Source organism: Pseudomonas gorinensis, from assembly GCF_042015035.1.
Lineage (GTDB): Bacteria > Pseudomonadota > Gammaproteobacteria > Pseudomonadales > Pseudomonadaceae > Aquipseudomonas > Aquipseudomonas gorinensis.
This window is the reverse complement of the sequence record NZ_CP167125.1, coordinates 5,645,689-5,669,721: the sequence shown is the minus strand read 5'-3', so window position 1 is coordinate 5,669,721 and position 24,033 is coordinate 5,645,689. Positions and strand designations below refer to the sequence as shown.

Annotated in this window: 17 protein-coding genes; 13 read left to right on the top strand and 4 right to left on the bottom strand. The window is 61.4% G+C overall.

All coding sequences use genetic code 11. From position 1 onward, the window contains the following. Positions 1–289: 289 nt before the first annotated feature. Positions 290–3,187, bottom strand: a complete 2,898-nt coding sequence (locus tag AB7933_RS25620) for a ribonucleoside-diphosphate reductase subunit alpha (protein ID WP_024076982.1) — start codon at positions 3,185–3,187, stop codon at positions 290–292. A 782-nt stretch (positions 3,188–3,969) separates the two neighbouring features. Here AB7933_RS25620 and AB7933_RS25615 point away from each other — a divergent pair. Further along, a complete protein-coding gene (locus AB7933_RS25615) occupies positions 3,970–4,695 on the top strand; it encodes a response regulator (protein WP_024076981.1) in 726 nt (241 codons plus the stop codon). Beyond that, positions 4,692–6,302: an ATP-binding protein gene (locus AB7933_RS25610; protein WP_024076980.1), complete on the top strand. Its 1,611-nt coding sequence runs from the start codon at positions 4,692–4,694 to the stop codon at positions 6,300–6,302. The genes AB7933_RS25615 and AB7933_RS25610 overlap by 4 nt, the downstream gene beginning before the upstream one ends. Positions 6,303–6,398: 96 nt before the next feature. Here the strand turns inward: AB7933_RS25610 and AB7933_RS25605 are convergent, their stop codons facing one another. After that, the gene (locus AB7933_RS25605) at positions 6,399–7,115 is read right to left on the bottom strand and encodes a 4'-phosphopantetheinyl transferase family protein (RefSeq protein WP_024076979.1); all 717 of its coding nucleotides are present in this window, start codon (positions 7,113–7,115) and stop codon (positions 6,399–6,401) included. Between the two features lie 137 nt (positions 7,116–7,252). On the opposite strand from AB7933_RS25605, the gene AB7933_RS25600 reads away from it, so the two are divergent. The 3 genes from AB7933_RS25600 to AB7933_RS25590 are packed head-to-tail and all read left to right on the top strand — an operon-like array spanning position 7,253 to position 9,600. Continuing rightward, positions 7,253–7,561, top strand: a complete 309-nt coding sequence (locus AB7933_RS25600) for a hypothetical protein (protein WP_024076978.1) — start codon at positions 7,253–7,255, stop codon at positions 7,559–7,561. 18 nt (positions 7,562–7,579) lie between these two features. Further along, the gene (locus tag AB7933_RS25595; RefSeq protein WP_024076977.1) at positions 7,580–8,257 is read left to right on the top strand and encodes a response regulator; all 678 of its coding nucleotides are present in this window, start codon (positions 7,580–7,582) and stop codon (positions 8,255–8,257) included. Beyond that, positions 8,254–9,600, top strand: a complete 1,347-nt coding sequence (locus AB7933_RS25590; RefSeq protein ID WP_024076976.1) for an ATP-binding protein — start codon at positions 8,254–8,256, stop codon at positions 9,598–9,600. The genes AB7933_RS25595 and AB7933_RS25590 overlap by 4 nt, the downstream gene beginning before the upstream one ends. A gap of 295 nt (positions 9,601–9,895) precedes the next feature. Here AB7933_RS25590 and AB7933_RS25585 read toward each other — a convergent pair whose 3' ends face one another. Beyond that, complete coding sequence (locus tag AB7933_RS25585; protein ID WP_024076975.1) at positions 9,896–10,894, bottom strand: AraC family transcriptional regulator; 999 nt, start codon at positions 10,892–10,894, stop codon at positions 9,896–9,898. Positions 10,895–11,233: 339 nt separating this feature from the next. Here AB7933_RS25585 and AB7933_RS25580 point away from each other — a divergent pair, with 339 nt between their 5' ends. The 5 genes from AB7933_RS25580 (at position 11,234) to AB7933_RS25560 (ending at position 17,217) form a co-directional block, all read left to right on the top strand. Then, positions 11,234–12,565, top strand: coding sequence for a dicarboxylate/amino acid:cation symporter (locus AB7933_RS25580; RefSeq protein WP_024076974.1), 1,332 nt, complete (start codon positions 11,234–11,236; stop codon positions 12,563–12,565). A gap of 296 nt (positions 12,566–12,861) precedes the next feature. Further along, the gene (locus AB7933_RS25575; RefSeq protein ID WP_024076973.1) at positions 12,862–13,332 is read left to right on the top strand and encodes a (2Fe-2S)-binding protein; all 471 of its coding nucleotides are present in this window, start codon (positions 12,862–12,864) and stop codon (positions 13,330–13,332) included. Next, positions 13,329–15,650 (top strand): xanthine dehydrogenase family protein molybdopterin-binding subunit, encoded by a 2,322-nt coding sequence (locus tag AB7933_RS25570; RefSeq protein ID WP_024076972.1) that lies wholly within the window; start codon positions 13,329–13,331, stop codon positions 15,648–15,650. Before AB7933_RS25575 ends, AB7933_RS25570 begins: the two co-directional genes overlap by 4 nt. Next, a complete protein-coding gene (locus AB7933_RS25565) occupies positions 15,650–16,636 on the top strand; it encodes an XdhC family protein (protein ID WP_024076971.1) in 987 nt (328 codons plus the stop codon). Before AB7933_RS25570 ends, AB7933_RS25565 begins: the two co-directional genes overlap by 1 nt. Next, positions 16,636–17,217, top strand: a complete 582-nt coding sequence (locus AB7933_RS25560; protein ID WP_024076970.1) for a nucleotidyltransferase family protein — start codon at positions 16,636–16,638, stop codon at positions 17,215–17,217. Before AB7933_RS25565 ends, AB7933_RS25560 begins: the two co-directional genes overlap by 1 nt. 93 nt (positions 17,218–17,310) lie before the next feature. Here the strand turns inward: AB7933_RS25560 and rne are convergent, their stop codons facing one another. Beyond that, positions 17,311–20,526 carry a ribonuclease E gene (rne, locus tag AB7933_RS25555; protein ID WP_024076969.1) on the bottom strand — a complete coding sequence of 1,072 codons (3,216 nt, stop codon included), beginning with the start codon at positions 20,524–20,526 and terminating at the stop codon, positions 17,311–17,313. Positions 20,527–21,294: 768 nt separating this feature from the next. On the opposite strand from rne, the gene rluC reads away from it, so the two are divergent. From rluC to AB7933_RS25540, 3 genes are read left to right on the top strand one after another with little or no spacing between them, the layout of a single operon-like run. Then, a complete protein-coding gene (gene rluC, locus AB7933_RS25550; protein ID WP_024076968.1) occupies positions 21,295–22,254 on the top strand; it encodes a 23S rRNA pseudouridine(955/2504/2580) synthase RluC in 960 nt (319 codons plus the stop codon). Next, positions 22,241–22,903 (top strand): HAD-IA family hydrolase, encoded by a 663-nt coding sequence (locus AB7933_RS25545; RefSeq protein WP_024076967.1) that lies wholly within the window; start codon positions 22,241–22,243, stop codon positions 22,901–22,903. The genes rluC and AB7933_RS25545 overlap by 14 nt, the downstream gene beginning before the upstream one ends. Before the next feature lie 21 nt (positions 22,904–22,924). Then, positions 22,925–23,914 carry a S49 family peptidase gene (locus AB7933_RS25540; protein WP_024076966.1) on the top strand — a complete coding sequence of 330 codons (990 nt, stop codon included), beginning with the start codon at positions 22,925–22,927 and terminating at the stop codon, positions 23,912–23,914. Positions 23,915–24,033 lie beyond the last annotated feature (119 nt).

Sequence of the window (24,033 nt, the reverse complement as noted above, 5' to 3'; positions counted from 1 at the left end):
ACAAGAAGCCCCTCGTAAGAGGGGCTTTTTTGTGGGCGCAGGAAAACATGCCGTGACGCAAGTAACGATGCGTAAAACGCGTATGAGGCGTGCACCATATCCGCCTCGCCACTGATCAGGTCAGGGGCCGGTGGGCTCACCAGTCAAGTGCAGGGCGGGTATGTGGCGTTCGTCTGGAGGTGCCCAGCGGGGTGTACATGAGGAAACCAAAAAGCCCGATAAACCCTATGCAGTCGGGGTCTATCGGGCTTTTTCAATCCGGGGCGTTCAAGCCCAGGAGCGGCTCAGCTTATTGGCAAGCTTCGCAATCCGGCTCGTCGATCGCGCAGGCCTTTGGCACGGGGGCCGGGCCGGCTGGCGCTGCGAGCACCGAGTCATCACCGTGGTTGCCGCCGCTGGAAACCGCGTTCAGCTTGCCGGTGTTGATGGTCGACTTCTCGGTGCTGGTCGCGGCCAGGGCACGGAGGTAGTAAGTGGTTTTCAGGCCACGGTACCACGCCATGCGGTAGGTCACGTCCAGCTTCTTGCCCGATGCGCCGGCGATGTACAGGTTCAGCGACTGAGCCTGGTCGATCCACTTCTGACGACGGCTGGCGGCGTCAACGATCCACTTGGTGTCCACTTCGAAAGCGGTCGCGTAGAGCTCTTTGAGTTCTTGCGGGATGCGTTCGATCTGCTGCACGGAACCGTCGTAGTACTTCAGGTCGTTGATCATCACCGAGTCCCACAGGCCACGGGCTTTCAGGTCGCGAACCAGGTACGGGTTGATCACGGTGAATTCGCCCGACAGGTTCGATTTCACATACAGGTTCTGGTAGGTCGGTTCGATCGACTGCGATACGCCAGTAATGTTGGCGATGGTCGCGGTCGGTGCGATGGCCATGATGTTGGAGTTACGAATACCTTTCTGCACACGGGCACGTACCGGCGCCCAGTCCAGGGATTCGTTCAGGTCAACGTCGATGTACTTCTGGCCGCGTTGCTCGATCAGGATCTGTTGCGAATCCAGCGGCAGGATGCCCTTGGACCACAGCGAACCCTGGAACGTCTCGTAGGCGCCGCGCTCGTCGGCCAGGTCGCAGGAAGCCTGGATCGCGTAGTAGCTGACCGCTTCCATGGACTTGTCGGCGAACTCGACCGCTGCATCCGAACCGTAAGGAATGTGCTGCAGGTACAGCGCGTCCTGGAAGCCCATGATGCCCAGGCCGACTGGACGGTGCTTGAAGTTGGAGTTCTGCGCCTGTGGCACCGAGTAGTAGTTGATGTCGATAACGTTATCGAGCATGCGTACGGCGGTGTTGACGGTGCGCTCCAGCTTGGCGGTGTCCAGCTTGCCGTTGACGATGTGGTTCGGCAGGTTGATCGAGCCCAGGTTGCAAACGGCGATCTCGTCCTTGTTGGTGTTCAAGGTGATCTCGGTGCACAGGTTCGAGCTGTGGACCACGCCCACGTGCTGCTGCGGGCTGCGCAGGTTGCATGGGTCCTTGAAGGTCAGCCATGGGTGGCCGGTTTCGAACAGCATGGACAGCATTTTGCGCCACAGGTCCTTGGCCTGGATGGTCTTGAACAGCTTGACCTTGCCTGGGTACTCGGTGAGGGCTTCGTAGTACTCGTAGCGTTCTTCGAAGGCCTTGCCGGTCAGGTCGTGCAGGTCCGGCACTTCGGATGGCGAGAACAGGGTCCATTTGCCGTCATCGAAGACACGCTTCATGAACAGGTCAGGGATCCAGTTGGCGGTGTTCATGTCGTGGGTACGACGACGGTCATCGCCCGTGTTCTTGCGCAGCTCGATGAACTCTTCAATGTCCATGTGCCAGGTTTCCAGGTAGGCACACACAGCGCCTTTGCGCTTGCCACCCTGGTTCACGGCGACGGCGGTGTCGTTCACCACTTTCAGGAACGGTACTACGCCCTGGGACTTGCCGTTGGTGCCCTTGATGTACGAACCCAGTGCACGCACTGGCGTCCAGTCGTTGCCCAGGCCGCCAGCGAATTTGGACAGCATGGCGTTGTCGTGGATCGCATGGTAGATGCCCGACAGGTCATCCGGCACGGTGGTCAGGTAGCAGCTCGACAGCTGTGGACGCAGGGTGCCGGCGTTGAACAGGGTCGGGGTCGACGACATGTAGTCGAAGGACGACAGCAGGTTGTAGAACTCGATCGCACGGTCTTCTTTATGCTTTTCTTCGATCGCCAGGCCCATGGCCACGCGCATGAAGAACACTTGCGGCAATTCGAAGCGGATACCGTCCTTGTGGATAAAGTAACGGTCGTACAGGGTCTGCAGGCCCAGGTAGGTAAACTGCTGGTCGCGTTCGTGGTTGATCGCCTTGCCGAGTTTTTCCAGGTCGAAGGTGGCCAGGACCGGGTTCAGCAATTCGTATTCGATACCCTTGGCGATGTAGGCCGGCAGGGCCTTGGCGTACAGGTCGGCCATCTCGTGGTGGGTGGCGCTCTCGGCCACGCCGAGGAAGCCCAGGCCTTCGGCACGCAGGGTGTCCATCAGCAGGCGCGCGGTCACGAACGAGTAGTTTGGCTCGCGTTCAACCAGGGTACGGGCGGTCATCACCAGGGCGGTGTTGACGTCGGTCAGGGCCACGCCGTCGTACAGGTTCTTCAGGGTTTCGCGCTGGATCAGGTCACCGTCGACTTCTTCCAGGCCTTCGCAGGCTTCGGTGACGATGGTGTTCAGGCGGCCCAGGTCCAGCGGTGCAAAGGTACCGTCGGCCAGGGTGATGCGGATCGACGGGTGCGCCTGTACGGCGGCATCGGCGGCAGGGGCGCGCACGGCACGTTCCTTGGCGCGCGAGTCACGGTAGATCACATAGTCGCGGGCTACTTTCTGCTCGCCGGCACGCATCAGGGCCAGTTCGACCTGGTCCTGGATTTCTTCGATGTGGATGGTGCCGCCCGACGGCATGCGACGCTTGAAGGTCGCGGTGACTTGTTCGGTCAGGCGGGCAACGGTGTCATGGATGCGCGACGAGGCAGCAGCGGTGCCGCCTTCAACTGCAAGAAACGCTTTGGTGATGGCGACGGTGATTTTGTCATCGGTGTAAGGAACGACAGTGCCGTTACGCTTGATCACGCGCAGTTGGCCAGGTGCAGTGGCGGACAGATCCATATTCGAATCAGCGGCCTGCGGCACGGAGCCCTGCGGGTTCTCGCGAGTTGTGTCGGTTTGCATGGGGGGTTGTCTCCACATTTCTATATTTATTTGGGCACCATCACGGTGCCCACCGTTCCGTCCTGAAGCACTTACAGCAGGCCTGGGCCTGGCATAACAACTTCGGGACAGGAGGAAGGGAGCTGTTTGCGCCGCTTCCATGCCGAAGTCTTCGGTTCGGGGCTCAAAGGCCCTTCGCCGTATTCCTGGTGGGTGACAGTTGCCAGGTTCAAGCACTGCAACACCCGTACCGTTTTGCGCTGTTGGAGCTTGAAAACGGTTGCCATCCGCTTGAGCGGTTTGGGCTTTCAAATAATCCAGGGGTCAGACCAAACAGGAGCAAGAAAGGGCTTGAGTTTCTCGTCTGATTTGTGTTGGGTCTTTTCGCTAAAAACCCTACATGTAGGGTTTTTTTGGCGCCGAGGTACAAGATAATGCGTTTTTGGAGGCTTAGCAACGCAAGACCTGTGGATAACGCTGTGAGTAAAATGTGTATGAAACTTGGAACACCCGTGTAGGCCGCAGTACTGCTGGATTACGCCGTTTGTCACTGAATATTCCAAGGTAAAAACGTGCGATTGGATTTTTGAGGGCGCGAACCCTATCACAAAAAAACTCGATCACCGAACGCATTTCCCGGCTTGTGTTTGAGGGTTGGGGCATGGCTACAATCGATCATTGTTATGCCCTCACAACATTACAAATAAGGTGTGGCTGGCGAAGATCAACATGTGGGAGGGGGGCTTGCTCCCACCTTTGATCGAACAGGCCAATCAATCCCTTAATAACAACGAGGATTACCCGTGGAGCACGAAGCCTGGCAAATACTGATCGTCGAGGATGACGAGCGACTCGCCGAGTTGACCCGCGATTATCTGGAGAGCAACGGCTTGCGGGTGTCGGTGGAAAGCGACGGCGCCCAGGCTGCGGCACGGATCATCGCCGAGCAACCCGACCTGGTGATCCTCGACCTGATGTTGCCCGGCGAAGACGGCCTGAGCATTTGTCGCAAGGTGCGCGAGCGCTACGACGGGGTGATCCTCATGCTGACCGCGCGCACCGACGACATGGACCAGGTCATGGGCCTGGACATGGGCGCCGACGACTATGTCTGTAAACCCGTGCGTCCGCGCCTGTTGCTCGCGCGCATCCAGGCCCTGCTGCGGCGCAGCGAACCGGCCGAACCGGCTGTGGTGGAAAACCAGCGTCGCCTGCAATTCGGCCCGCTGGTGGTGGACAACGCCCTGCGCGAAGCCTGGTTGCACGACGGCGGCATCGAGCTGACCAGCGCCGAGTTCGACTTGCTCTGGCTGCTGGTGGCGAACGCCGGGCGTATCCTGTCTCGCGAAGAGATCTTCATCGCCCTGCGCGGCATCGGCTATGACGGCCAGGACCGTTCCATCGATGTACGCATTTCACGCATTCGCCCGAAAATCGGCGACGACCCGATCCACCCGCGCCTGATCAAGACCATCCGCAGCAAGGGCTACCTGTTCGTTCCTGAAGCCGCCGCCGATATGCCGCTGTGAATTCGATCTTCCTGCGTATCTATGGCGGCATGTGCGCGGCGCTGATCCTGGTGGCGCTGCTGGGCGTGCTGGCCTTGCACCTGCTCAATGAAGTGCGCAGCGGCCAGTACCGCGAACGCCTGGCCCACGGCACCTTTGCCTTGATGGGCGACAACCTGCAACCCATGAGCCCGATCGAGCGCCAGCGCGCCCTGGCGGTGTGGGAGCGGTTGTTAGGCATCCCCCTGGAACTGCGCACCCTCAGCGAGGCGCAACTGGACTTGAGCCAACGCAACCGCCTGCAACGCGGCCAGGTACTGGTGGAGCAGACCGGCCCGCATGCAGCGCGGGTGCTGCGCCTGGTCAGTGAGCAAGAGTCACTCGTACTGACCGGCGAAGTGCAACAGATCAGCGAGCAATTGGCGCGCGCGACGATTTACCTGCTGGCCGACGAACTGGTGCGTTTCCCGGTGGCCGAACAGCCGCAACGCTTGGCCGCTATAAAGGAAGCCAAGGGCTTTGGCTTTGAGATGCACCTGATGAACCTCGACCAGGCCGATATGGACGATGACCAGCGTCGCCGGGTTGCGGAAGGCGATACGGTAATGGCGCTGGGCAAAGGGGGCGATTCGATCCGGGTGTTTGCCGGCATGGTCGGTACGCCCTGGGTGCTCGAAATCGGCCCGTTGTATCAAATGAACCCGTACCCGGCACAGTGGTTGATCTTGATCGCGCTGATCGGCCTGACCCTGATCGGCCTGATCGTCTATTTATTGGTGCGCCAGCTCGAACGACGACTCAAGGGCCTGGAAGCCGCGGCCACGCGCATCGCCAAGGGCAACCTGGAAGTGCGTGTGCCCGCCCGCGGTGCCGATTCGGTCGGGCGCCTGGCTGCGGCGTTCAATGGCATGGCCGAGCACCTGCAGCAGTTGCTGGCGATCCAGCGCGAACTGGTGCGCGCCGTGTCCCACGAATTGCGCACGCCAGTGGCGCGCCTGCGCTTCGGCCTGGAGATGATTGGCGACGCCGCCAGCCCCGAAGCCCGGCGCAAATATATGGAAGGCATGGACAGCGATATCCAGGACCTCGATGGCCTGGTGGACGAAATGCTCACCTACGCCCGTCTGGAGCAGGGCGCGCCGGAGCTGAATTTCCAGCGGGTCGACCTCGATGCGCTGCTCGATCAGGTGATCGGCGAATTGTCGCCACTGCGTCCGCAGGTCAATGTGGCTCGGGGTATTTGCCTGTCATCGGCACATTGGGATGACGCCTGGGTCGATGCCGAACCGCGCTACTTGCACCGTGCGTTGCAAAACCTGGTGAGCAACGCCATGCGGCATGCTCAGGGGCGGGTGTTGATCAGTTATCAGGTCGGCCAGGTGCGCTGCCGCATCGATGTGGAAGACGATGGCCCCGGCGTGCCGGAAAGCGCCTGGGAGCGCATCTTCACGCCCTTCCTGCGCTTGGACGACAGCCGCACCCGTGCATCGGGCGGGCATGGCCTGGGGTTGTCGATTGTCCGGCGGATTATCTACTGGCACGGCGGCCGGGCGTTGATCAGCAAGAGCAACAACCTGGGTGGGGCGTGTTTCAGCTTGAGTTGGCCCAGGGATCAGGATAAACCCTGACCCCGCCATCGGGAGCCCGTGGAATCGTCGCATCGACCCTCCCACATTTGGAATGCGCTCCCCTGTGGGAGGGAGCTTGCTCCCGATGGCGGTCTATCAAGCGCCGATGGCAACCAGGCTCAACAACTGCCCCTCATTCACAACGAACTGCGCGGTAAGGTCCTTGCCGCGGCACCATTCACTGGACAGGTCCGTCAACAGGCGCAACCGTACAGCCCCGGCCTCCGACCACTCCAGCACCTCGGCATGCTCAAAGTAGAAGCGCTTCTGCACGATCGGGTAAAGCGCCTTGAACAGGCTCTCCTTGGCCGAAAACGTCAAGGTGACCAGCTGCGCATGTTGCTCGCGGGGCAGCACGGCCATGCGCTGCAACTCATCAACGGTGAGGATTTCCCCGGCCAGGCGCTCTGCCCGTTCCAGGCTCAGCACATTTTCCAGGTCCATGCCCAGCCCGCGCCATTGCGCCTTGTGGCCGACAATCGCCGCCGCATGCCCGGTGCTGTGGGTGATGGAGCCACTGATATGCCCTGGCCAGACCGGCGCACGGTCTTCGCCGATGGCCGGGACGCAATCCAGCTGGTCAAGGTGTTGCAGCGCGGCGCGAGCGCACAGTCGGCCGGCGAGAAACTCCGCCTGGCGCTTGGCCACTGAGCGCTGGATGCTTGCCGGCGGGGGGACCGCGCTGCGCTGGAAATCACCCGGCGCCAACAAGGCAGGGTCGAAGCGCGTGCTGAGAAACACCGTGCCCGGCAAAGGATCGGGCAGCGGCCAATGGGCGTCGAGTGGGGTGCAGCAAGCGGGTAGGGGCGTCATGTGCGGTATTTTGCCGAGTTGGTGCGCCAGTGGATAGCCCACAGTGGTTCAGGTGAGGTTCAGAGCCTGTTCAGGGGGAGTTCAGGGGCGCCTGCGTAGTCTGGATCCCACAGCCCAAACGCGTATGAGGTAGCACCATGACTGCGATCAAGAAGCTGATGTTGGCGTTGACCATGCTCAGTGCCACTGCCGGGGTCCAGGCCTCCGATAGCGCCTTTGCAGCATTCGGTAGCGAGCGAACCAAGAAATCCAGCAACCTGATTCATCGTGTCAGCTTCGAAGATGCAGGCACTCAGTCCGCCCCTTGGGGCCAGTCGCTGGGGCTTGCCACCCCGCAGGCGGCTTATCGCGTCGGCTATGGTCGCCTGACTGGTGAGTACAATGGCACTAAACTGCGCCCGCAAGACCTGCAGGGCCGCTATGATATCCCCCTGTCGGACAGTTGAATTGCCTTGGAGAGCCTTATGAAATTGCTGGTGGTGGAAGATGAGGCGCTGCTGCGTCATCACCTGTTTACCCGCCTGACCGACAGCGGCCATGTGGTCGAGGCCGTGGCCAATGCCGAAGAAGCCTTGTACCAGACCGGGCAATTCAACCATGACCTGGCCATTATCGACCTCGGCTTGCCTGGCATGGGTGGCCTGGATTTGATCCGCCAACTGCGCAGCCAGGCCAAGACCTTCCCGATCCTGATCCTGACCGCCCGTGGCAACTGGCAGGACAAGGTCGAGGGGTTGGCGGCTGGTGCCGACGACTATGTGGTCAAGCCTTTCCAGTTCGAAGAGCTGGAGGCGCGCATGAACGCCTTGTTGCGCCGCTCCAGCGGTTTTACCCAGTCGACCATTGTCGCCGGGCCGTTGCTGCTGGACCTCAATCGCAAGCAGGCGTCCCTGGATGAGCAGCCGTTGGCGCTGACCGCCTATGAATATCGGATCCTTGAATACCTGATGCGTCACCATCAACAAGTGGTCGCCAAGGACCGCTTGATGGAGCAGCTCTACCCCGATGACGACGAGCGCGACCCGAACGTCATCGAAGTGCTGGTTGGCCGCCTGCGCCGCAAGCTGGAAGGCACGGCAGGGTTCAAGCCGATCGACACCGTGCGCGGCTTGGGTTACCTGTTCAATGAGCGTTGCCGTTGATTCGCTCGCTACGTGTGCGCTTGATGCTGGCGGCCGCGACCTTGGCCGTGCTGTTTATGCTGGGGTTGTTGCCGGCCATGCAGGGCGCCTTCAGCCTGGCGCTGCAGGATTCCATCGAGCAGCGCCTGGCCTCGGACGTGACCACCTTGATTTCGGCGGCGCGGGTCGAAAACAACCGCCTGCTGATGCCCGCGCAGTTGCCGGACGAACGCTTCAACCTGACCGATAGCCGGCTGCTCGGCTATATCTACGACCGCGAAGGCCACCTGGTGTGGCGCTCGCGCGCGACCCGTGAAGAAAACATCAACTACAAGCCGCGCTACGACGGGCGCGGCAATGAATTTGCGCGGATTCGCGAAGCCAATGGCCAGGAGTTCTTCGTCTATGACGTGGAGGTCAAGCTGCTGGGGGGCAAGAGCGCGGCGTTCAGTATCGTCGCCCTGCAACCGGTGCGCGAATACCAACTGACCCTCGAAGGCCTGCGCGAAAACCTCTACCTGGGCTTCGGCGCGGCCTTGCTGGTGCTGTTGACCTTGTTGTGGCTGGGCTTGACCTGGGGCCTGCAAGCCCTGCGGCGCCTGAGCCAGGAGCTGGACCAGATCGAGGGCGGTACCCGCGAAAGCCTCAGTGAACAACACCCCCGCGAACTGCTGCGCCTGACGGGCTCCCTCAACCGCCTGCTGCACAGCGAACGAGAACAACGCACCCGTTACCGCGACTCCCTTGACGACCTGGCCCACAGCCTGAAAACCCCGTTGGCAGTGTTGCAGGGCGTGAGCGAAGACATGGCCCAGCGCCCTGAGGACCGCGACCAGGCCAGGGTCCTGCAATCGCAGATCGAGCGCATGAGCCAGCAGATCAGCTACCAATTGCAGCGCGCCAGCCTGCGCAAAAGCGGCCTGGTGCGCCATCAGGTGCGTCTGGAACCGGTGGTGCAAAGCTTGTGCGACACCCTGGGCAAGGTGTACCGCGACAAGCGGGTCACGGTGGCCTTCGACTTACCCCCAGAGTGCGATGTGCCGATTGAAAAGGGCGCGTTGCTCGAATTACTCGGCAACCTGCTGGAAAACGCCTACCGCCTGTGCCTGAGCGAGGTGCGCATCAGTTTGGTGGAAAGTCTGGAGGGCACCGAGTTGTGTATCGAAGATGACGGCCCCGGCGTACCGCCGGACCAGCGTGCGCGGATTCTGCAACGGGGCGAGCGCCTGGACCGTCAGCATCCGGGGCAGGGCATCGGCTTGGCGGTGGTCAAGGACATCATCGAAAGCTACGGCGCGCGCCTGACCCTGGGGGATTCAACACTGGGTGGGGCGGCCTTCAGGATTCACTTTCCGGCCGTGTGATCGGCTAGCCGTGGTTAAGGCATCCTTTGTGGCAGGCGGGCTTGCCCTAATGCCGTTCAGTTAAGCGTACATCGCCTTCTGTAGGAGCGAGCTTGCTCGCGAAAAACGTCAACGATAACGCGTGTTTCCTGAATGAACGCGGCGCCTGTGAGTTTTTCGCGAGCAAGAACTAGGCGTCCCCCTCGCTCCTACAAAAAAGCCTTAACTGAACGGCATTAGGGCAAGCCCGCTCGCCACCGTTGCAGTGTTCCTCCTTAACTGACTGACATTGGGGCTTGTCACAACAAACAATCTTCTAACTTTCCTGGGCCCGATAGGCTCCAGGTGTCAATCCCGTCCACTTCTTGAACGCCCGATGAAACGCCGACGGCTCGGAAAATCCCAGCTGCTCGGCGATCTCCTGCAATGACAAGTCCGCGCGTCCCAGGTGGTAGATGGCGATATCCCGACGTAACTCATCCTTGAGCGCCTGGAAGCTGCAGCCTTCTTCGCGCAGGTGCCGACGCAAGGTCTGCGGGCTGATATGCAGGTGCTGGGCGACGGCTTCCAGATCCGGCCAGGGTGTGCGGTCGCGGCTGAGCAGGCGTCGGATCTGGCTGCTCAAACTGTCGCCTTCATCGGGTCGCGACAGCAAATCAGCCGGGGAGCGCTCGAGGAAAAGCTTGAGCGTGCGTTCGTCCTGCAACAGCGGCAGGCTCAAATAGCGTGCGGGGAATACCAGGCTGCTGGTTGGCGCGCCAAATACCTGGGGGCAGGGAAACAGCAGGTCGTACTCGCTGGCATGGTCCGGCATTGGGTAGCTGAACGTGGCCTGGTGCAGGCGGATACGCTGGCCGATCAACCAACTGCCCAGGCGATGCCAGATGACCAACAGGCATTCGCTGAGGAAGTGGTCCGGGTCCCAGAGCTGGGAATCATCCAGGCTCAAATGCGCCATTTCGCCATCACGCGTCAGCCGCCAACGCGGACCTTGTGGGAATAGGCTATAAAATAATAAGCCGCGTTCCAGAGCCTTCTCCAGGGTGCGGCAGTGGATCAGGGCATGGCACATCATGGCGAAGGTGCCGCGCTTGCTTGGGCCTTCGGCGAACCCCAGGTATTCGTCATCCAGCTCGCGCCAGAGCATTTGCAACAGCCGGGTAAATTGCTCAGGCGCGATGCGGGCGCGAGGTTCATTCAGCAGTTCCGGGGTAATGCCCACCTGCAGCAACAGGCCCGTGTAGTCGTAACCGGCCCGACGCGCACCGCGGAGGGCGGCTCGGGCGTAGTGACTGGCGATGGTACGTTCACGCATGAAGGGGCCTCGTCCATGGAGTGGCGGATGGTAGCCACCCCCTGACGGAGCAACAAGGCGGATATCCGCCAAATTGTAGGACGGGATTGGACGGGTGGGCGGAAATCCGCCACCTCCGGCCCAGCCCCCGATTACGCTGGAATCCCTCGGGCCCTGATGTCTAAAGGCCTGTGGGGATTTTCAGCAAAGTGGCACGGCGTTTGCGATAAGGATGACAGCGCAGGCTTGGTCCTACAGGCCTCGCAAACAACAAATCCCTCCAGTGCAGGAGGGTTCGCAATTCAAGTGCCGTGGGCAATGGCGGATATTTGCCACACGGGACGATTGAGGAACTTTGCAATGACGACTCGTCAGCCACTGTACAAATCCCTGTATTTCCAGGTGATCGTTGCAATCGTTATCGGTATTTTGCTCGGTCACTTCTACCCGCAGACCGGTGTGGCCCTCAAGCCACTGGGTGACGGCTTTATCAAGCTGATCAAAATGGTCATCGCCCCGATCATCTTCTGCACCGTTGTCAGCGGTATCGCTGGCATGCAAAACATGAAATCGGTGGGCAAGACCGGCGGCTATGCGCTGCTGTACTTCGAAATCGTTTCCACCATCGCCCTGCTGATCGGCCTGGTCGTCGTGAACGTTGTGCAACCGGGCGCCGGCATGCACATCGACGTGGCCACCCTGGACGCTTCGAAAGTCGCTGCCTACGTGACTGCCGGTGCAGACCAGAGCATCGTTGGCTTCCTGCTTAACGTGATCCCGAACACCATCGTCGGCGCGTTCGCGACCGGTGACATCCTGCAAGTGCTGATGTTCTCGGTGATCTTCGGTTTCGCCCTGCATCGCCTGGGTGCCTATGGCAAGCCGGTGCTGGACTTCATCGATCGCTTCGCCCACGTGATGTTCAACATCATCAACATGATCATGAAGCTCGCACCAATCGGTGCCCTGGGCGCCATGGCGTTCACCATCGGTGCTTACGGTGTCGGTTCGCTGGTGCAACTGGGCCAGCTGATGATCTGCTTCTACATCACCTGCGTCCTGTTCGTGGTCGTGGTGCTTGGCGCCATCTGCCGCGCCCACGGTTTCAGCGTGCTGAAACTGATCCGCTACATCCGTGAAGAGCTGCTGATTGTCCTGGGTACTTCGTCCTCCGAGTCCGCACTGCCACGCATGCTGATCAAGATGGAACGCCTGGGCGCGAAGAAATCCGTGGTTGGCCTGGTGATCCCGACCGGTTACTCGTTCAACCTCGACGGTACTTCGATCTACCTGACCATGGCTGCCGTGTTCATCGCCCAGGCGACTGACACCCACATGGACATCACCCACCAGATCACCCTGTTGCTGGTGCTGCTGCTGTCCTCCAAAGGCGCTGCGGGCGTCACCGGTAGCGGCTTCATCGTACTGGCAGCGACCCTGTCTGCCGTGGGCCACCTGCCGGTTGCCGGCCTGGCGCTGATCCTGGGTATCGACCGCTTCATGTCCGAAGCCCGTGCCCTGACCAACCTGGTCGGTAACGCCGTTGCCACCCTGGTCGTGGCCAAGTGGGTCAAGGAGTTGGACGAAGACAAGCTGCAAGTCGAACTGGCTTCCGGTGGTCGCGGTATCTCCGACACCCGTGAAGAAGACGACCTGGGCGTGGCTGAAGGCCCTGCTCCCGTTATCAAGTAAGCGGACACGCGGTATGAAAAACCCATCTTCGGATGGGTTTTTTTGTGCCTGGCGATCAGGCCCAAGGCGTGGTGCTCATCAATGCTCAGCCGGGCTTTTTTGTTAATGGTGAGTTAACTTAGCACCCTAAGGATGTTTTTTTATCCGTTCATAAACCTCGTTTATCAAAGGCCCGGTGAGGATTTATCTTCACAAGAGAGCCCGATTAGCCTGAGCCATCTGCGTCAACCGACTCCGCTTTCTTCAAGTGGGCAGATTGCTCGACCCCATAACCCAGTCACTATGCGGGCGTGCCCATGATTACCCTCAAACTCAACGGTCAAGACCATTCATTGGACGTCACCGAGGATATGCCGCTGTTGTGGGCTATCCGCGACGTTGCCGGCTATAACGGCACCAAGTTCGGCTGCGGCATGGGCCTGTGTGGCGCGTGCACCATTCATATCGACGGCGCGCCGGCCCGCAGTTGTATTACCCCGATCGGCGCGGTCAAGGGCCAGGCCATCAGCACCATCGACAACCTGCACACCGACCCCATCGGCCAGGTGGTCCAGCAAGCCTGGCTCGACACGGCCGTGGCCCAGTGCGGTTACTGCCAGGGCGGCCAGATCATGTCGGCCACGGCATTGCTGAAAACCAATCCCAACCCCAGCGATGCGCAAATTGAAGAAGCGATGGTCGGCAATATCTGCCGTTGCGGCACCTACAACCGCATCAAGACCGCGATCCGCCAGGCGGCCACCCACCTGCAGGAGGCCAAGGCATGAGCGCATTGCCGGCTGATTTCGTCCTCAATAACCTCAGTCGTCGCGGCTTCCTCAAAGGGGTCGGCGCTACCGGTGCGTTGGTGGTGGCGGCCAGTTGGGGCCTGCCCGATGCCTTCGCCGCCGACGCGGTGAAGAAGTACGGCGGCGACGCCATGCCCCATGGGCTGATCGACGATCCCAAGGTCTACGTCAGTATTGCCACCGACGGCACGGTGACCGTGATCTGCAACCGTTCGGAAATGGGCCAGGGCGTGCGCACCAGCCTGAGCCTGGTGGTTGCCGATGAGCTGGACGCCGATTGGGCCCATGTGAAGGTCCAGCAGGCGCCCGGTGATGAGGTGCGTTACGGCAACCAAGACACCGATGGCTCGCGCAGCATGCGCCATTGGTATGAGCCGATGCGCCGTTGTGGCGCCAGCGTCCGGGCCATGCTGGAGCAGGCCGCTGCCGAACAGTGGAACGTTCCGGTGGGCGAGTGCCGGGCGCAACTGCACAAAGTCATTCACCAGCCGAGCGCTCGCGAATTGGGTTATGGCGAGCTGGCCACCGCTGCCGGTGCATTGGCGGTGCCGGCGCGAGACAGCCTGCGCCTCAAGCAACCGTCGGAATTTCGCTACATCGGCAAGGAGGGCGTCAAGGCCATCGATGGTGCCGATATCGTCAATGGTCGTGCGGTCTACGGCGCTGACGTGCATTTCGACGGCATGCTCTACGCCACCGTTGCACGGCCGAAGGTGTACGGCGGCAAGGTCAAGTCCTTCGATGCCAGTGCGGCGTTGAAGGTGCCGGGCGTGGTCAAGGTCCTGGAAATCGAAAGCCGGCCCCTGCCCTCGGAGTTCCAGCCCCTTGGTGGGATCGCCGTTATCGCCAGCAACACCTGGGCGGCGATCAAGGGCCGTGAAGCGTTGACCATTGTCTGGGACGATGGCGTCAACGCCGGCTACAACTCCGTCGACTACCGTAAGACGCTGGAAGCCGCCGCGCAGAAGCCGGGCAAAGTGGTGCGCAATACTGGCAATCTCGACCAGGCCCTTGGCGAGTCGGACAGTACCCTGGAGGCCGCTTATTACCTGCCCCATCTGGCCCAATCGCCGATGGAGCCGATGGTCGCCATCGCTCGTTTCGACAACGGCCAGTGCGAAGCCTGGGCGCCCAGCCAGGCGCCCCAGGTGACCCGTGAACGAATCGCCGAGCGCCTGGGGCTGCCATTCGATAACGTCACCGTCAATGTCACATTGCTTGGCGGTGGCTTTGGCCGCAAGTCCAAGCCGGACTTCGTCGTCGAGGCGGCCATCCTGGCCAAGGCATTCCCCGGCAAGGCCGTGCGTGTGCAATGGACCCGTGAAGATGACATCCATAACGCCTATTTCCACACCGTGTCCGCCGAGTACCTCAAGGCTGGCCTGAACAAGGATGGCCTGCCGTCCGCTTGGCTGCATCGCACCGTGGCCCCGAGTATCACTGCGCTGTTTGCGCCGGGCATGAACCATGAGGCAGCGTTCGAGCTGGGCATGGGCTTTACCAACATGGCCTACGCGATCCCTAACGTACGCCTGGAAAACCCAGAGGCGGCGGCCCATACCCGGGTTGGCTGGTACCGTTCGGTGTCGAACATCCCCCATGGTTTTGCGATTCAATGCTTTGTCGATGAACTCGCGCACAAGGCCGGCCAGGACCCGTTGCAATACCAACTCAAGTTGCTTGGCCCTGACCGTCAGATCGATCCGAAAACCCTGAGTGACGAGTGGAACTACGGCGAATCCCCGGAGCGCTACCCGATCGACACTGCCCGCCTGCGTGGTGTGCTGGAAACCGCAGCCAAGGCGGCGGGCTGGGGGCGCACCTTGCCCAAGGGCCGAGGTCTGGGGCTGGCGGTGCACTACAGCTTCGTCACCTATGTGGCCGCGGTGATCGAGGTAGAGGTCCAGGGTGATGGCACCCTGATCGTGCACAAGGCCGATATTGCCGTGGACTGTGGCCCGCAGATCAACCCGGAGCGCATCCGCTCGCAGTTCGAAGGCGCCTGTGTGATGGGCCTGGGGAATGCCGTGCTGGGTGAAATCAGCTTCAAGGATGGCAAGGTCCAGCAGGACAATTTCCATATGTATGAAGTGGCGCGCATGTCCCTGGCGCCCAGGCAAGTTGCCGTGCACCTGGTCACGCCAAAGGGCGAGGTGCCATTAGGCGGGGTCGGTGAGCCCGGCGTGCCGCCGATTGCGCCGGCGCTGTGCAATGCGATCTTTGCCGCGACGGGTAAGCGTATCCGCGAACTGCCGGTGCGTTACCAGCTGCAAGGCTGGCAGGAGGTGAAGGCCTGATGGACAGTGTGGATCTGAACGTCCTGCGTAGCGTGCTCGAATGGCGTCGCGCCGGGCAACGGGTGGTGTTGTATAGCGTGGTCCAGACCTGGGGCAGCGCGCCGCGCCCGCCGGGGGCCATGCTGGCTTTGCGCGGCGATGGCGTGGTGATTGGCTCGGTATCTGGCGGGTGCATCGAAGATGACCTGATTGCGCGCTTGCAGGATGGGCGGTTGGCCGAAGACGGGCCGCCGGTGCAACTGGTGACTTACGGTGTGACCCGGGATGAGGCAGCGCGCTTTGGCTTGCCATGTGGCGGCACCCTGCGCCTGACCGAGGAGCGGGTCATTGAGTGGGAGTGGGTTGCCCAATTGCTGGCGCGCTGCGAGGCCCATGAAATTGTCGCCCGCGAACTGGAGCTGGCCACGGGGGCTGTGAGCCTGAGTGCTGCGAACAAGACCGACGTGGTGAGCTTTGATGGCCAGCGTTTGCGCGCCATCTACGGCCCGCGCTGGCGCCTGCTGTTGATCGGTGCCGGGCAACTGTCGCGTTATGTGGCGGAAATGGCGCGGTTGCTGGATTTCGAAGTGCTGATCTGTGACCCGCGGGATGAATTTGTGTATGGCTGGGAAGAGCAGCACGGCCGCTTTGTGCCGGGTATGCCCGATGAAGCGGTGCTGAACATCCAGACCGACGAACGCACGGCCATCGTCTGCCTGACCCATGACCCGCGCCTGGATGACATGGCGCTGCTGACGGCGCTGAACTCCAGTGCATTTTATATCGGCGCGCTGGGGTCGCGGGTCAATAGCCAGAAACGCCGTGAGAACCTGGCGGCACTTGGTTTGTCGGCCGATGCGATTGCGCGTCTGCACGGGCCGATCGGTTTGCATATCGGCAGCCACACGCCGGCGGAGATCGCGTTGTCATTGATGGCAGAGATTGTCGCGATCAAGAACGGCGTGGAGGCCGTGCAAAAAAAGCCGCTGTCGACGGTGGTTGAGTGATGGTGACTGCCATTGTGCTGGCGGCGGGGCAGGGCAGTCGTTTTCGCGCTGCGGCCGGCGCTGATCAGGACAAGTTGCTGGCGCAGTGCGTTGGCCGGGACGGCGTGATGCGGCCGGTATTCGAACAGGTGTTGGTGAATGTGCCTGATAGCGTTGCAAAACGCTGTGTGGTGACCTCGCCGGATCGGCTTGAAGTCATCCGTTTGGCACAGCGCTACGGCTGCGAAGTGGTGCTGCTGCGCTCGGCGGGCATGGGCGACAGCCTTGCGGCGGCGGTGGCGGCCAGCCGTTCAAGCGACGGTTGGTTGGTGGTGCTGGGGGATATGCCGTTTATCCTGCCGAGCAGTATTGAGCAGGTGGTGGCGCACGCGGAGGGCATCAGTGTGCCGGTGCATGCTGGACAGTATGGGCATCCGGTCATGTTCGGGCGTTCGCTCGGGCCAGCGTTGATGGCGCTGACGGGGGACCGGGGGGCTCGACCGCTGTTTGCGCATGCCAGCGTACGGGAAGTGCCCGTGGACGACCCCGGCGTGCTATGGGATGTAGATGTGCCACCGTCATTACGTTTCGTGCCTGCCTGACCTTCTGGCAGCCGGCTCGCTGGACACAACCCGATCGCATAAAAAAAAGCCCCGCCTGAGTGATCAGGCGGGGCTTTTTATTGGCTTATGGAATCAGACGAAGGGTTTAGGCTCGTGTTCTTCTTCCAAGGCCTTTGGATGATGCTCTACCACTTCGTCAGCAGAACCTGGGTTCTCGTCGACGATAGGGGCAGTGTGCTCCACCACAGTTTCAGCGACCGGGGCTGGCGCCTCGACCACTTCGGCTACAGCCGGTGCGGCAGCGGCTGCGGCAGCAGCGGCGGCTTCAGCTTCCTTGCGGCGACGACGCACTTCACGTGGGTCGTTCGGCGCACGGCCGTTTTCGGTCAGTGCGCTGACCACTGGGGCAGCTTCAACCACCGGCGCGGCGACTTCGGCAACCACTGGCGCAGGCTCGGCAACCACAACCGGGGCGGCTTCAACCACTTCGGCGACCGGGGCCGGCGCTTCTTCTACCACAGGGGCAGGGGCTGGCACTTCAACTGGAGCGGCAGGCTCGGCAGTCCACTGGAACGCGGTCTGTTCTTCGCGAACTTCACGCACAGCCGGGGCCGTTGCTTCGACAACCGGGGCTTCAACCACTGGCTGAGGCTCAGCAACCGCTTCAGGCTCGGTAGTGGTAACTTCGGCTTCCGGCTGGGCTTCACGAACCGGTGCAACCTCCACTTCCGGAACCACGGGGGCTTCGATCGGGGTGGTGGCTTCGACAACCGGTGCTTCAACGACTGGGGTTTCAGCGACAGGCGCTTCTACCGCATGCGTTTCTTCGACGGCGGCAGTGGCGCGTTCAGCCTGTTCGTGAGCCTGGGCTTCAGCAGGTGCGCTGATGACCGAGCTGGCAACAGCAGCGGTTACGGCCAGGCCGGCAGCCAGTTCGGTGCCAGTGGGTTCGCTGGTGGCGGCTTCTGCGTTCTCGCCGGTCTCTTCCGAGCCTTCGATCACATTGCCGTTGGCATCACGTTGACGCTCGCGACGGTTGCTGCGACGACGCTGGCCACGGGAGCGGCGGCGTGGACGATCGCCTTCGGCGTTGTCCTGGCCGTCTTCCTGCAGTTGCTCTTCGCCGGTCAGCACTTCTTCTTCGCTGGCGGCAGGGGCTTGCTCGGCACGAGGTTGACGTTCTTCACGCGGAGCACGTGGTTGACGTTCTTCACGTGGCGCACGTTCTTCACGCGGTTGGCGAGCCGGGCGTTCTTCAGTCGAGGCAGCAACTGCAACAGCAGCACCGGCAACGGCTGGCGCAGCGTCCAGTGGCTCGCGCAGTTCGCGCACACGTTCTTCACGTTCGCCACGTGGCTTGCGATCTTCACGCGGAGCACGTGGGGTACGCGGTGCGCGCTCTTCGCGCGGTGCACGTTCTTCACGGGCTACGGCCGGAGTGTCTTCACGGGCTTCGCGAGGCGCACGCTCTTCACGTGGTGCGCGCTCTTCACGCGGGGCACGTTCTTCGCGCGGCTTGCGCTCTTCGTCACGACGACCATTGCGGTTGCGGCTTTGCTGGCGACCGTTGCGACGCTCTTCGTTGCGAGCCGGGCGTTCGGTGGCTGGTTTTTCAACCACTACCGGTGCAGCAGGCTCTTCCTTGGTGGCGAACAGGCTGACCAGCGACTTCACCAGGCCCTTGAACAGGCTTGGTTCAGGCAGGGCGGCCGGCGCGGCAACCGGGGCGGCGGCTTCAACCGGAACCGGTGCATTGGCACGGGCTGGCGCGGTCTTCACGGCGGCTTCCTGGCGAACCAGGGTGCGGGTCGCGGCGGCAGGCTGCACTTCTTCCACTTCGGCAGCGGCAGCCGCGATTTCGTAGCTGGACTGGCCGCTGTGGGCTTCCGGGCTGTCATCACGCAGGCGCTGCACTTCGAAGTGCGGCGTCTCGAGGTGATCGTTCGGCAGGATCACGATACGGGCACGGGTGCGCAGTTCGATCTTGGTGATCGAGTTGCGTTTTTCGTTGAGCAGGAACGCGGCCACCGGGATCGGCACTTGCGCGCGGACTTCGGCGGTGCGGTCTTTCAGCGCTTCTTCTTCGATCAGGCGCAGGATCGCCAGGGACAGCGATTCAACGTCACGGATGATGCCGGTGCCGTTGCAACGCGGGCAGACGATGCCGCTGCTCTCGCCCAGGGATGGACGCAGGCGCTGACGGGACATTTCCAGCAGGCCGAAGCGCGAGATGCGGCCGACTTGCACGCGGGCACGGTCAGCTTCCAGGCATTCGCGGACTTTCTCTTCCACGGCGCGCTGGTTCTTGGCTGGGGTCATGTCGATGAAGTCGATCACGATCAGGCCGCCGATATCACGCAGGCGCAGTTGGCGGGCGATTTCTTCAGCCGCTTCCAGGTTGGTCTGCAGGGCGGTTTCTTCGATGTCGCTACCTTTCGTGGCACGCGCCGAGTTGATGTCGATGGACACCAGGGCTTCGGTCGGGTCGATCACGATGGAGCCACCGGAAGGCAGTTCGACCACGCGCTGGAAGGCGGTCTCGATCTGGCTTTCGATCTGGAAACGGTTGAACAGCGGAACGCTGTCTTCGTACAGCTTGATCTTGCTGGCGTACTGCGGCATCACCTGGCGGATGAAGGTCAGGGCTTCATCCTGGGCTTCAACGCTGTCGATCAGCACTTCGCCGATGTCCTGGCGCAGGTAGTCGCGGATAGCGCGGATGATGACGTTGCTTTCCTGGTAGATCAGGAACGGCGCGGAACGATCCAGGGACGCTTCTTTGATAGCGGTCCACAGTTGCAGCAGGTAGTCGAGGTCCCACTGCATTTCCTCGCTGCTGCGGCCCAGGCCGGCAGTGCGAACGATCAGGCCCATGTCGGCCGGTGCAACCAGGCCGTTCAGCGCTTCGCGCAGTTCGTTGCGCTCTTCGCCTTCGATGCGACGGGAAATGCCGCCGGCACGTGGGTTGTTCGGCATCAGTACCAGATAGCGGCCGGCCAGGCTGATGAAGGTGGTCAGGGCGGCGCCCTTGTTGCCACGTTCTTCTTTTTCGACCTGGACGATGACTTCCTGGCCTTCGCTCAGGACGTCCTTGATGTTCACGCGGCCTTCAGGGGATTTCTTGAAGTATTCGCGGGAAATTTCTTTGAGGGGCAGGAAGCCGTGGCGCTCGGAGCCGAAATCGACAAAGGCAGCCTCAAGGCTCGGTTCGATGCGAGTAATACGGCCTTTATAGATGTTGGCCTTCTTTTGCTCGCGTGCACCGGATTCGATGTCCAGGTCGTAGAGGCGTTGGCCATCTACCAGTGCAACACGCAACTCTTCGGGTTGAGTTGCGTTAATCAGCATTCTTTTCATGTTGTACCGTCGGTTTCCGGGCTGCCGGAAACGGCGTTCGGCACACACGACTTCTCACGGTCGGTGTCAGGTGCGTCAAGAGTGGTTGGCCACTCCAGTGTCCAGCAATAACCGGCCAATTGGGCTGGTATCGCGACGGACGCGTCCTGCTTGTTAGCGGTGGTGACAAAGGCACCACTTCAACAAAAGCTAAGGTCAGGAGGAGGAATCAACCGGCGACTGTGGACGAGATGAAGCGTCTATATATAAGCCTAGTGCTACACGGTCCGACGGTTGTGCATCTCCACCCTACACGTATCCCTGATAATTCGGGTGCTGCCGCGCGCAGAATCCGCAGCGGGTTGGCATTTACCGTGTTCTCCAATGGGGAGTCCACGCTCATGGCTAAACAAGACTAGGTGTGGGCGACTGCGCTCTCACTCAGCTCTTAACAGGCGTTGTTTCCGAAGCATTCGCCATGGTGTGTCCCAAGACTGACTGCACTTTGTGAACTGGCCGTAAATATCGGCGCAGAAGACGAGTATTCACTCTGCTTTCTGCACTCGCTTCAGGCCTCATGTCACCTGCGCTTGTTACAATCTCGGGCCTTCCAAGGTGGTGAAAGCCCCGTAGGACGGCCTCGCGTCCTGATGAATTGCGATGGTCAGGGCCGGCAGTTTGCCGCTAGTCCTCTGTCCAGGCCGCTTTTGGCGGCGTTCGCGACTATAGCAGCAATGATTAAGTGCTTCAATTCCATAAAAAATTGTTATCATCGCCGCCATGACGACTACCGCCCCCCAGACCCCCAGCGTCCAGCTGCTTGAGGTCTCGCCGGAATATGCCGGCCAACGCATCGACAATTTTCTCCTGGCCAGGCTCAAAGGCGTGCCCAAGACCTTGATTTACCGCATCTTGCGTAAAGGCGAAGTGCGTGTGAACAAGGGCCGTATCAAGCCCGAGTACAAGCTGCAGGCGGGCGATATCGTTCGTGTGCCGCCGGTGCGCGTGCCTGAGCGTGACGAGCCCGTGCCATTGGCCCAGGGCCTGTTGCAGCGCCTCGAGGCCTCGATTGTCTTCGAAGACAGCAAGCTGATCGTGATCAACAAGCCGTGCGGCATTGCGGTTCACGGGGGCAGCGGCCTGAACTTCGGCGTGATCGAAGCCTTTCGTCAGCTGCGTCCGGATGCCAAGGAGCTGGAGCTGGTCCACCGCCTGGACCGTGACACCTCCGGCCTGCTCATGATCGCCAAGAAGCGCAGCATGTTGCGCCATCTGCACACAGCCCTGCGTGGCGATGGCGTGGACAAGCGCTACATGGCGCTGGTGCGTGGCAACTGGGCCAGTTCGATCAAGAGCGTCCGCGCGCCGTTGCAGAAGAGCAACCTGCGCTCCGGCGAGCGCATGGTCGAAGTGGACGAGGAGGGCAAAGAGGCCCTGACCCTGTTCAAGGTGCTGCGCCGCTTCGGTGACTTCGCCACTCTGGTCGAAGCCAAGCCCGTCACCGGTCGTACCCACCAGATTCGCGTGCACACCCTGCATGCGGGCCACTGCATTGCGGGCGATACCAAATATGGCGACGAGGATTTCTCCAAGGAAATCCGGGAGCTGGGCGGCAAGCGCCTGTTCCTGCACGCCTATATGCTCACCGTGCCGCTGCCCGATGGCGGTGAATTGAAACTGCAGGCGCCGGTCGATGACATGTGGGCCAAGACCGTGGAGCGTTTGAGTGTCGCACCTTGATTACAAGCTGCTGATTTTCGATTGGGACGGCACCCTGGCCAACTCCATTGGCCGGATCGTCGAATCCATTCACATTGCCTCCAACCGCTCGGGCTTCGAGCCGTGCACTGATCTCGCGGTCAAGGGCATTATCGGCCTCGGCCTGCCGGAGGCGATTCGTACCTTGTACCCGCACATCGCTGACGCTGAGTTGGTCGCTTTCCGTGGGCACTACGTCGATCACTACATGGCCCTGGAGGCCGAGCCGTCGCCGCTGTTTGATGGGGTGGTGCAGTCCCTGGACGCTTTTCGCGCCGAGGGCTATCACCTGGCCGTCGCCACCGGTAAGTCCCGTCGCGGGTTGGACCGGGTGCTCGAGGCGTATGGTTGGGAAGATTATTTCGACATCACCCGCGCCGCTGACGAAACCGCCAGCAAGCCCCATCCCCTGATGCTTGAGCAGATCCTGGCCCATTGCGGCGTGTCGCCGCGCCAGGCGCTGATGGTGGGCGACGCTTCCTTCGACCTGATGATGGCGCGCAACGCTGGCATGGACAGTGTGGCGGTCAGTTATGGCGCCCAGGCTGCCGAGGCGTTGCAGCCATATGAGCCCAGGCTGACGATCGATCATTTTTCTGAATTGCAGGCCTGGCTCGGCCGGGCCCAATAAGTCTTTGCTGGGGTAGTTGGCATGAGTGATGAGTGGAAAGCACCGGAAAAGGCCAGTGACGACAAGGCCGATGACAAAAGCTGGAAGCTGTTGGAGAAGACTCTCCTGGCCAGCGTGCAGGAACAGCGTCGTTCGCGGCGTTGGGGGATTTTCTTCAAGCTGCTGACCTTTGTTTACCTGCTGGGCATGCTGGCGCTGTTCAGCCCGCTGATGGACATGGAAAAAAGCGCCACCCGTGGCAGCCACTACACGGCCCTGATCGAGGTGCGTGGGGTGATCGCCGACAAGGAGTCCGCCAGCGCCGACAATATTGTCAGCAGCCTGCGCGCGGCCTTTGAAGACCCCAAGGTCAAGGGCGTGATCCTGCGCATCAACAGCCCCGGTGGCAGTCCGGTGCAGTCGGGCTATGTGTATGACGAGATTCGTCGCCTGCGCGGGCTGCATCCGGAGATCAAGCTGTATGCGGTCATTTCCGATCTCGGCGCTTCGGGTGCCTATTACATTGCAAGCGCCGCTGACCAGATTTATGCCGACAAGGCCAGCCTGGTCGGCTCCATTGGTGTGACGGCGGCCGGTTATGGCTTTGTCGGCACCATGGAGAAGCTGGGGGTGGAGCGTCGGACCTACACCTCGGGCGAGCATAAGGCGTTCCTTGACCCGTTCCAGCCGCAAAAGGCGGATGAAACCCAGTTCTGGCAAGGCGTGCTCGACACCACTCATCGCCAGTTCATCGCCAGCGTCAAGCAGGGGCGTGGGGATCGTCTGAAGGATAAAGAGCATCCGGAGTTGTTCTCCGGTCTGGTGTGGTCGGGCGAGCAAGCATTGCCACTGGGTCTGATCGATGGCTTGGGCAGTGCCAGTTCGGTGGCGCGGGATGTGATTGGCGAGAAGGACCTGGTGGATTTCACCGTTGAAGAATCGCCGTTTGATCGTTTCTCCAAGAAGCTCGGTGCCAGCGTGGCTGAGAAGCTGGCGCTTTACATGGGCTTCCAGGGCCCGGCGCTGCGCTGAGATTTCGATAGAGGTGGGAGGGGGCTTGCCCCCCGATAGCGGTGGGTCAGCTACAGATAAGCTGACTGAATTACCGCTGTCGGGAGCAAGTCGAATCGTCGCGTCGCCCGTCCCGCATT

Excerpts from the sequence above, each read along its gene's own strand:
- AB7933_RS25620 (WP_024076982.1), bottom strand. The coding sequence starts at position 3,187 with ATGCAAACCGACACAACTCGCGAGAACCCGCAGGGCTCCGTGCCGCAG.
- AB7933_RS25565 (WP_024076971.1), top strand. The coding sequence starts at position 15,650 with ATGGACAGTGTGGATCTGAACGTCCTGCGTAGCGTGCTCGAATGGCGT.
- AB7933_RS25580 (WP_024076974.1), top strand. The coding sequence starts at position 11,234 with ATGACGACTCGTCAGCCACTGTACAAATCCCTGTATTTCCAGGTGATC.
- AB7933_RS25575 (WP_024076973.1), top strand. The coding sequence starts at position 12,862 with ATGATTACCCTCAAACTCAACGGTCAAGACCATTCATTGGACGTCACC.
- AB7933_RS25600 (WP_024076978.1), top strand. The coding sequence starts at position 7,253 with ATGACTGCGATCAAGAAGCTGATGTTGGCGTTGACCATGCTCAGTGCC.
- rluC (WP_024076968.1), top strand. The coding sequence starts at position 21,295 with ATGACGACTACCGCCCCCCAGACCCCCAGCGTCCAGCTGCTTGAGGTC.
- rne (WP_024076969.1), bottom strand. The coding sequence starts at position 20,526 with ATGCTGATTAACGCAACTCAACCCGAAGAGTTGCGTGTTGCACTGGTA.
- AB7933_RS25560 (WP_024076970.1), top strand. The coding sequence starts at position 16,636 with ATGGTGACTGCCATTGTGCTGGCGGCGGGGCAGGGCAGTCGTTTTCGC.
- AB7933_RS25605 (WP_024076979.1), bottom strand. The coding sequence starts at position 7,115 with ATGACGCCCCTACCCGCTTGCTGCACCCCACTCGACGCCCATTGGCCG.
- AB7933_RS25585 (WP_024076975.1), bottom strand. The coding sequence starts at position 10,894 with ATGCGTGAACGTACCATCGCCAGTCACTACGCCCGAGCCGCCCTCCGC.
- AB7933_RS25595 (WP_024076977.1), top strand. The coding sequence starts at position 7,580 with ATGAAATTGCTGGTGGTGGAAGATGAGGCGCTGCTGCGTCATCACCTG.
- AB7933_RS25540 (WP_024076966.1), top strand. The coding sequence starts at position 22,925 with ATGAGTGATGAGTGGAAAGCACCGGAAAAGGCCAGTGACGACAAGGCC.
- AB7933_RS25570 (WP_024076972.1), top strand. The coding sequence starts at position 13,329 with ATGAGCGCATTGCCGGCTGATTTCGTCCTCAATAACCTCAGTCGTCGC.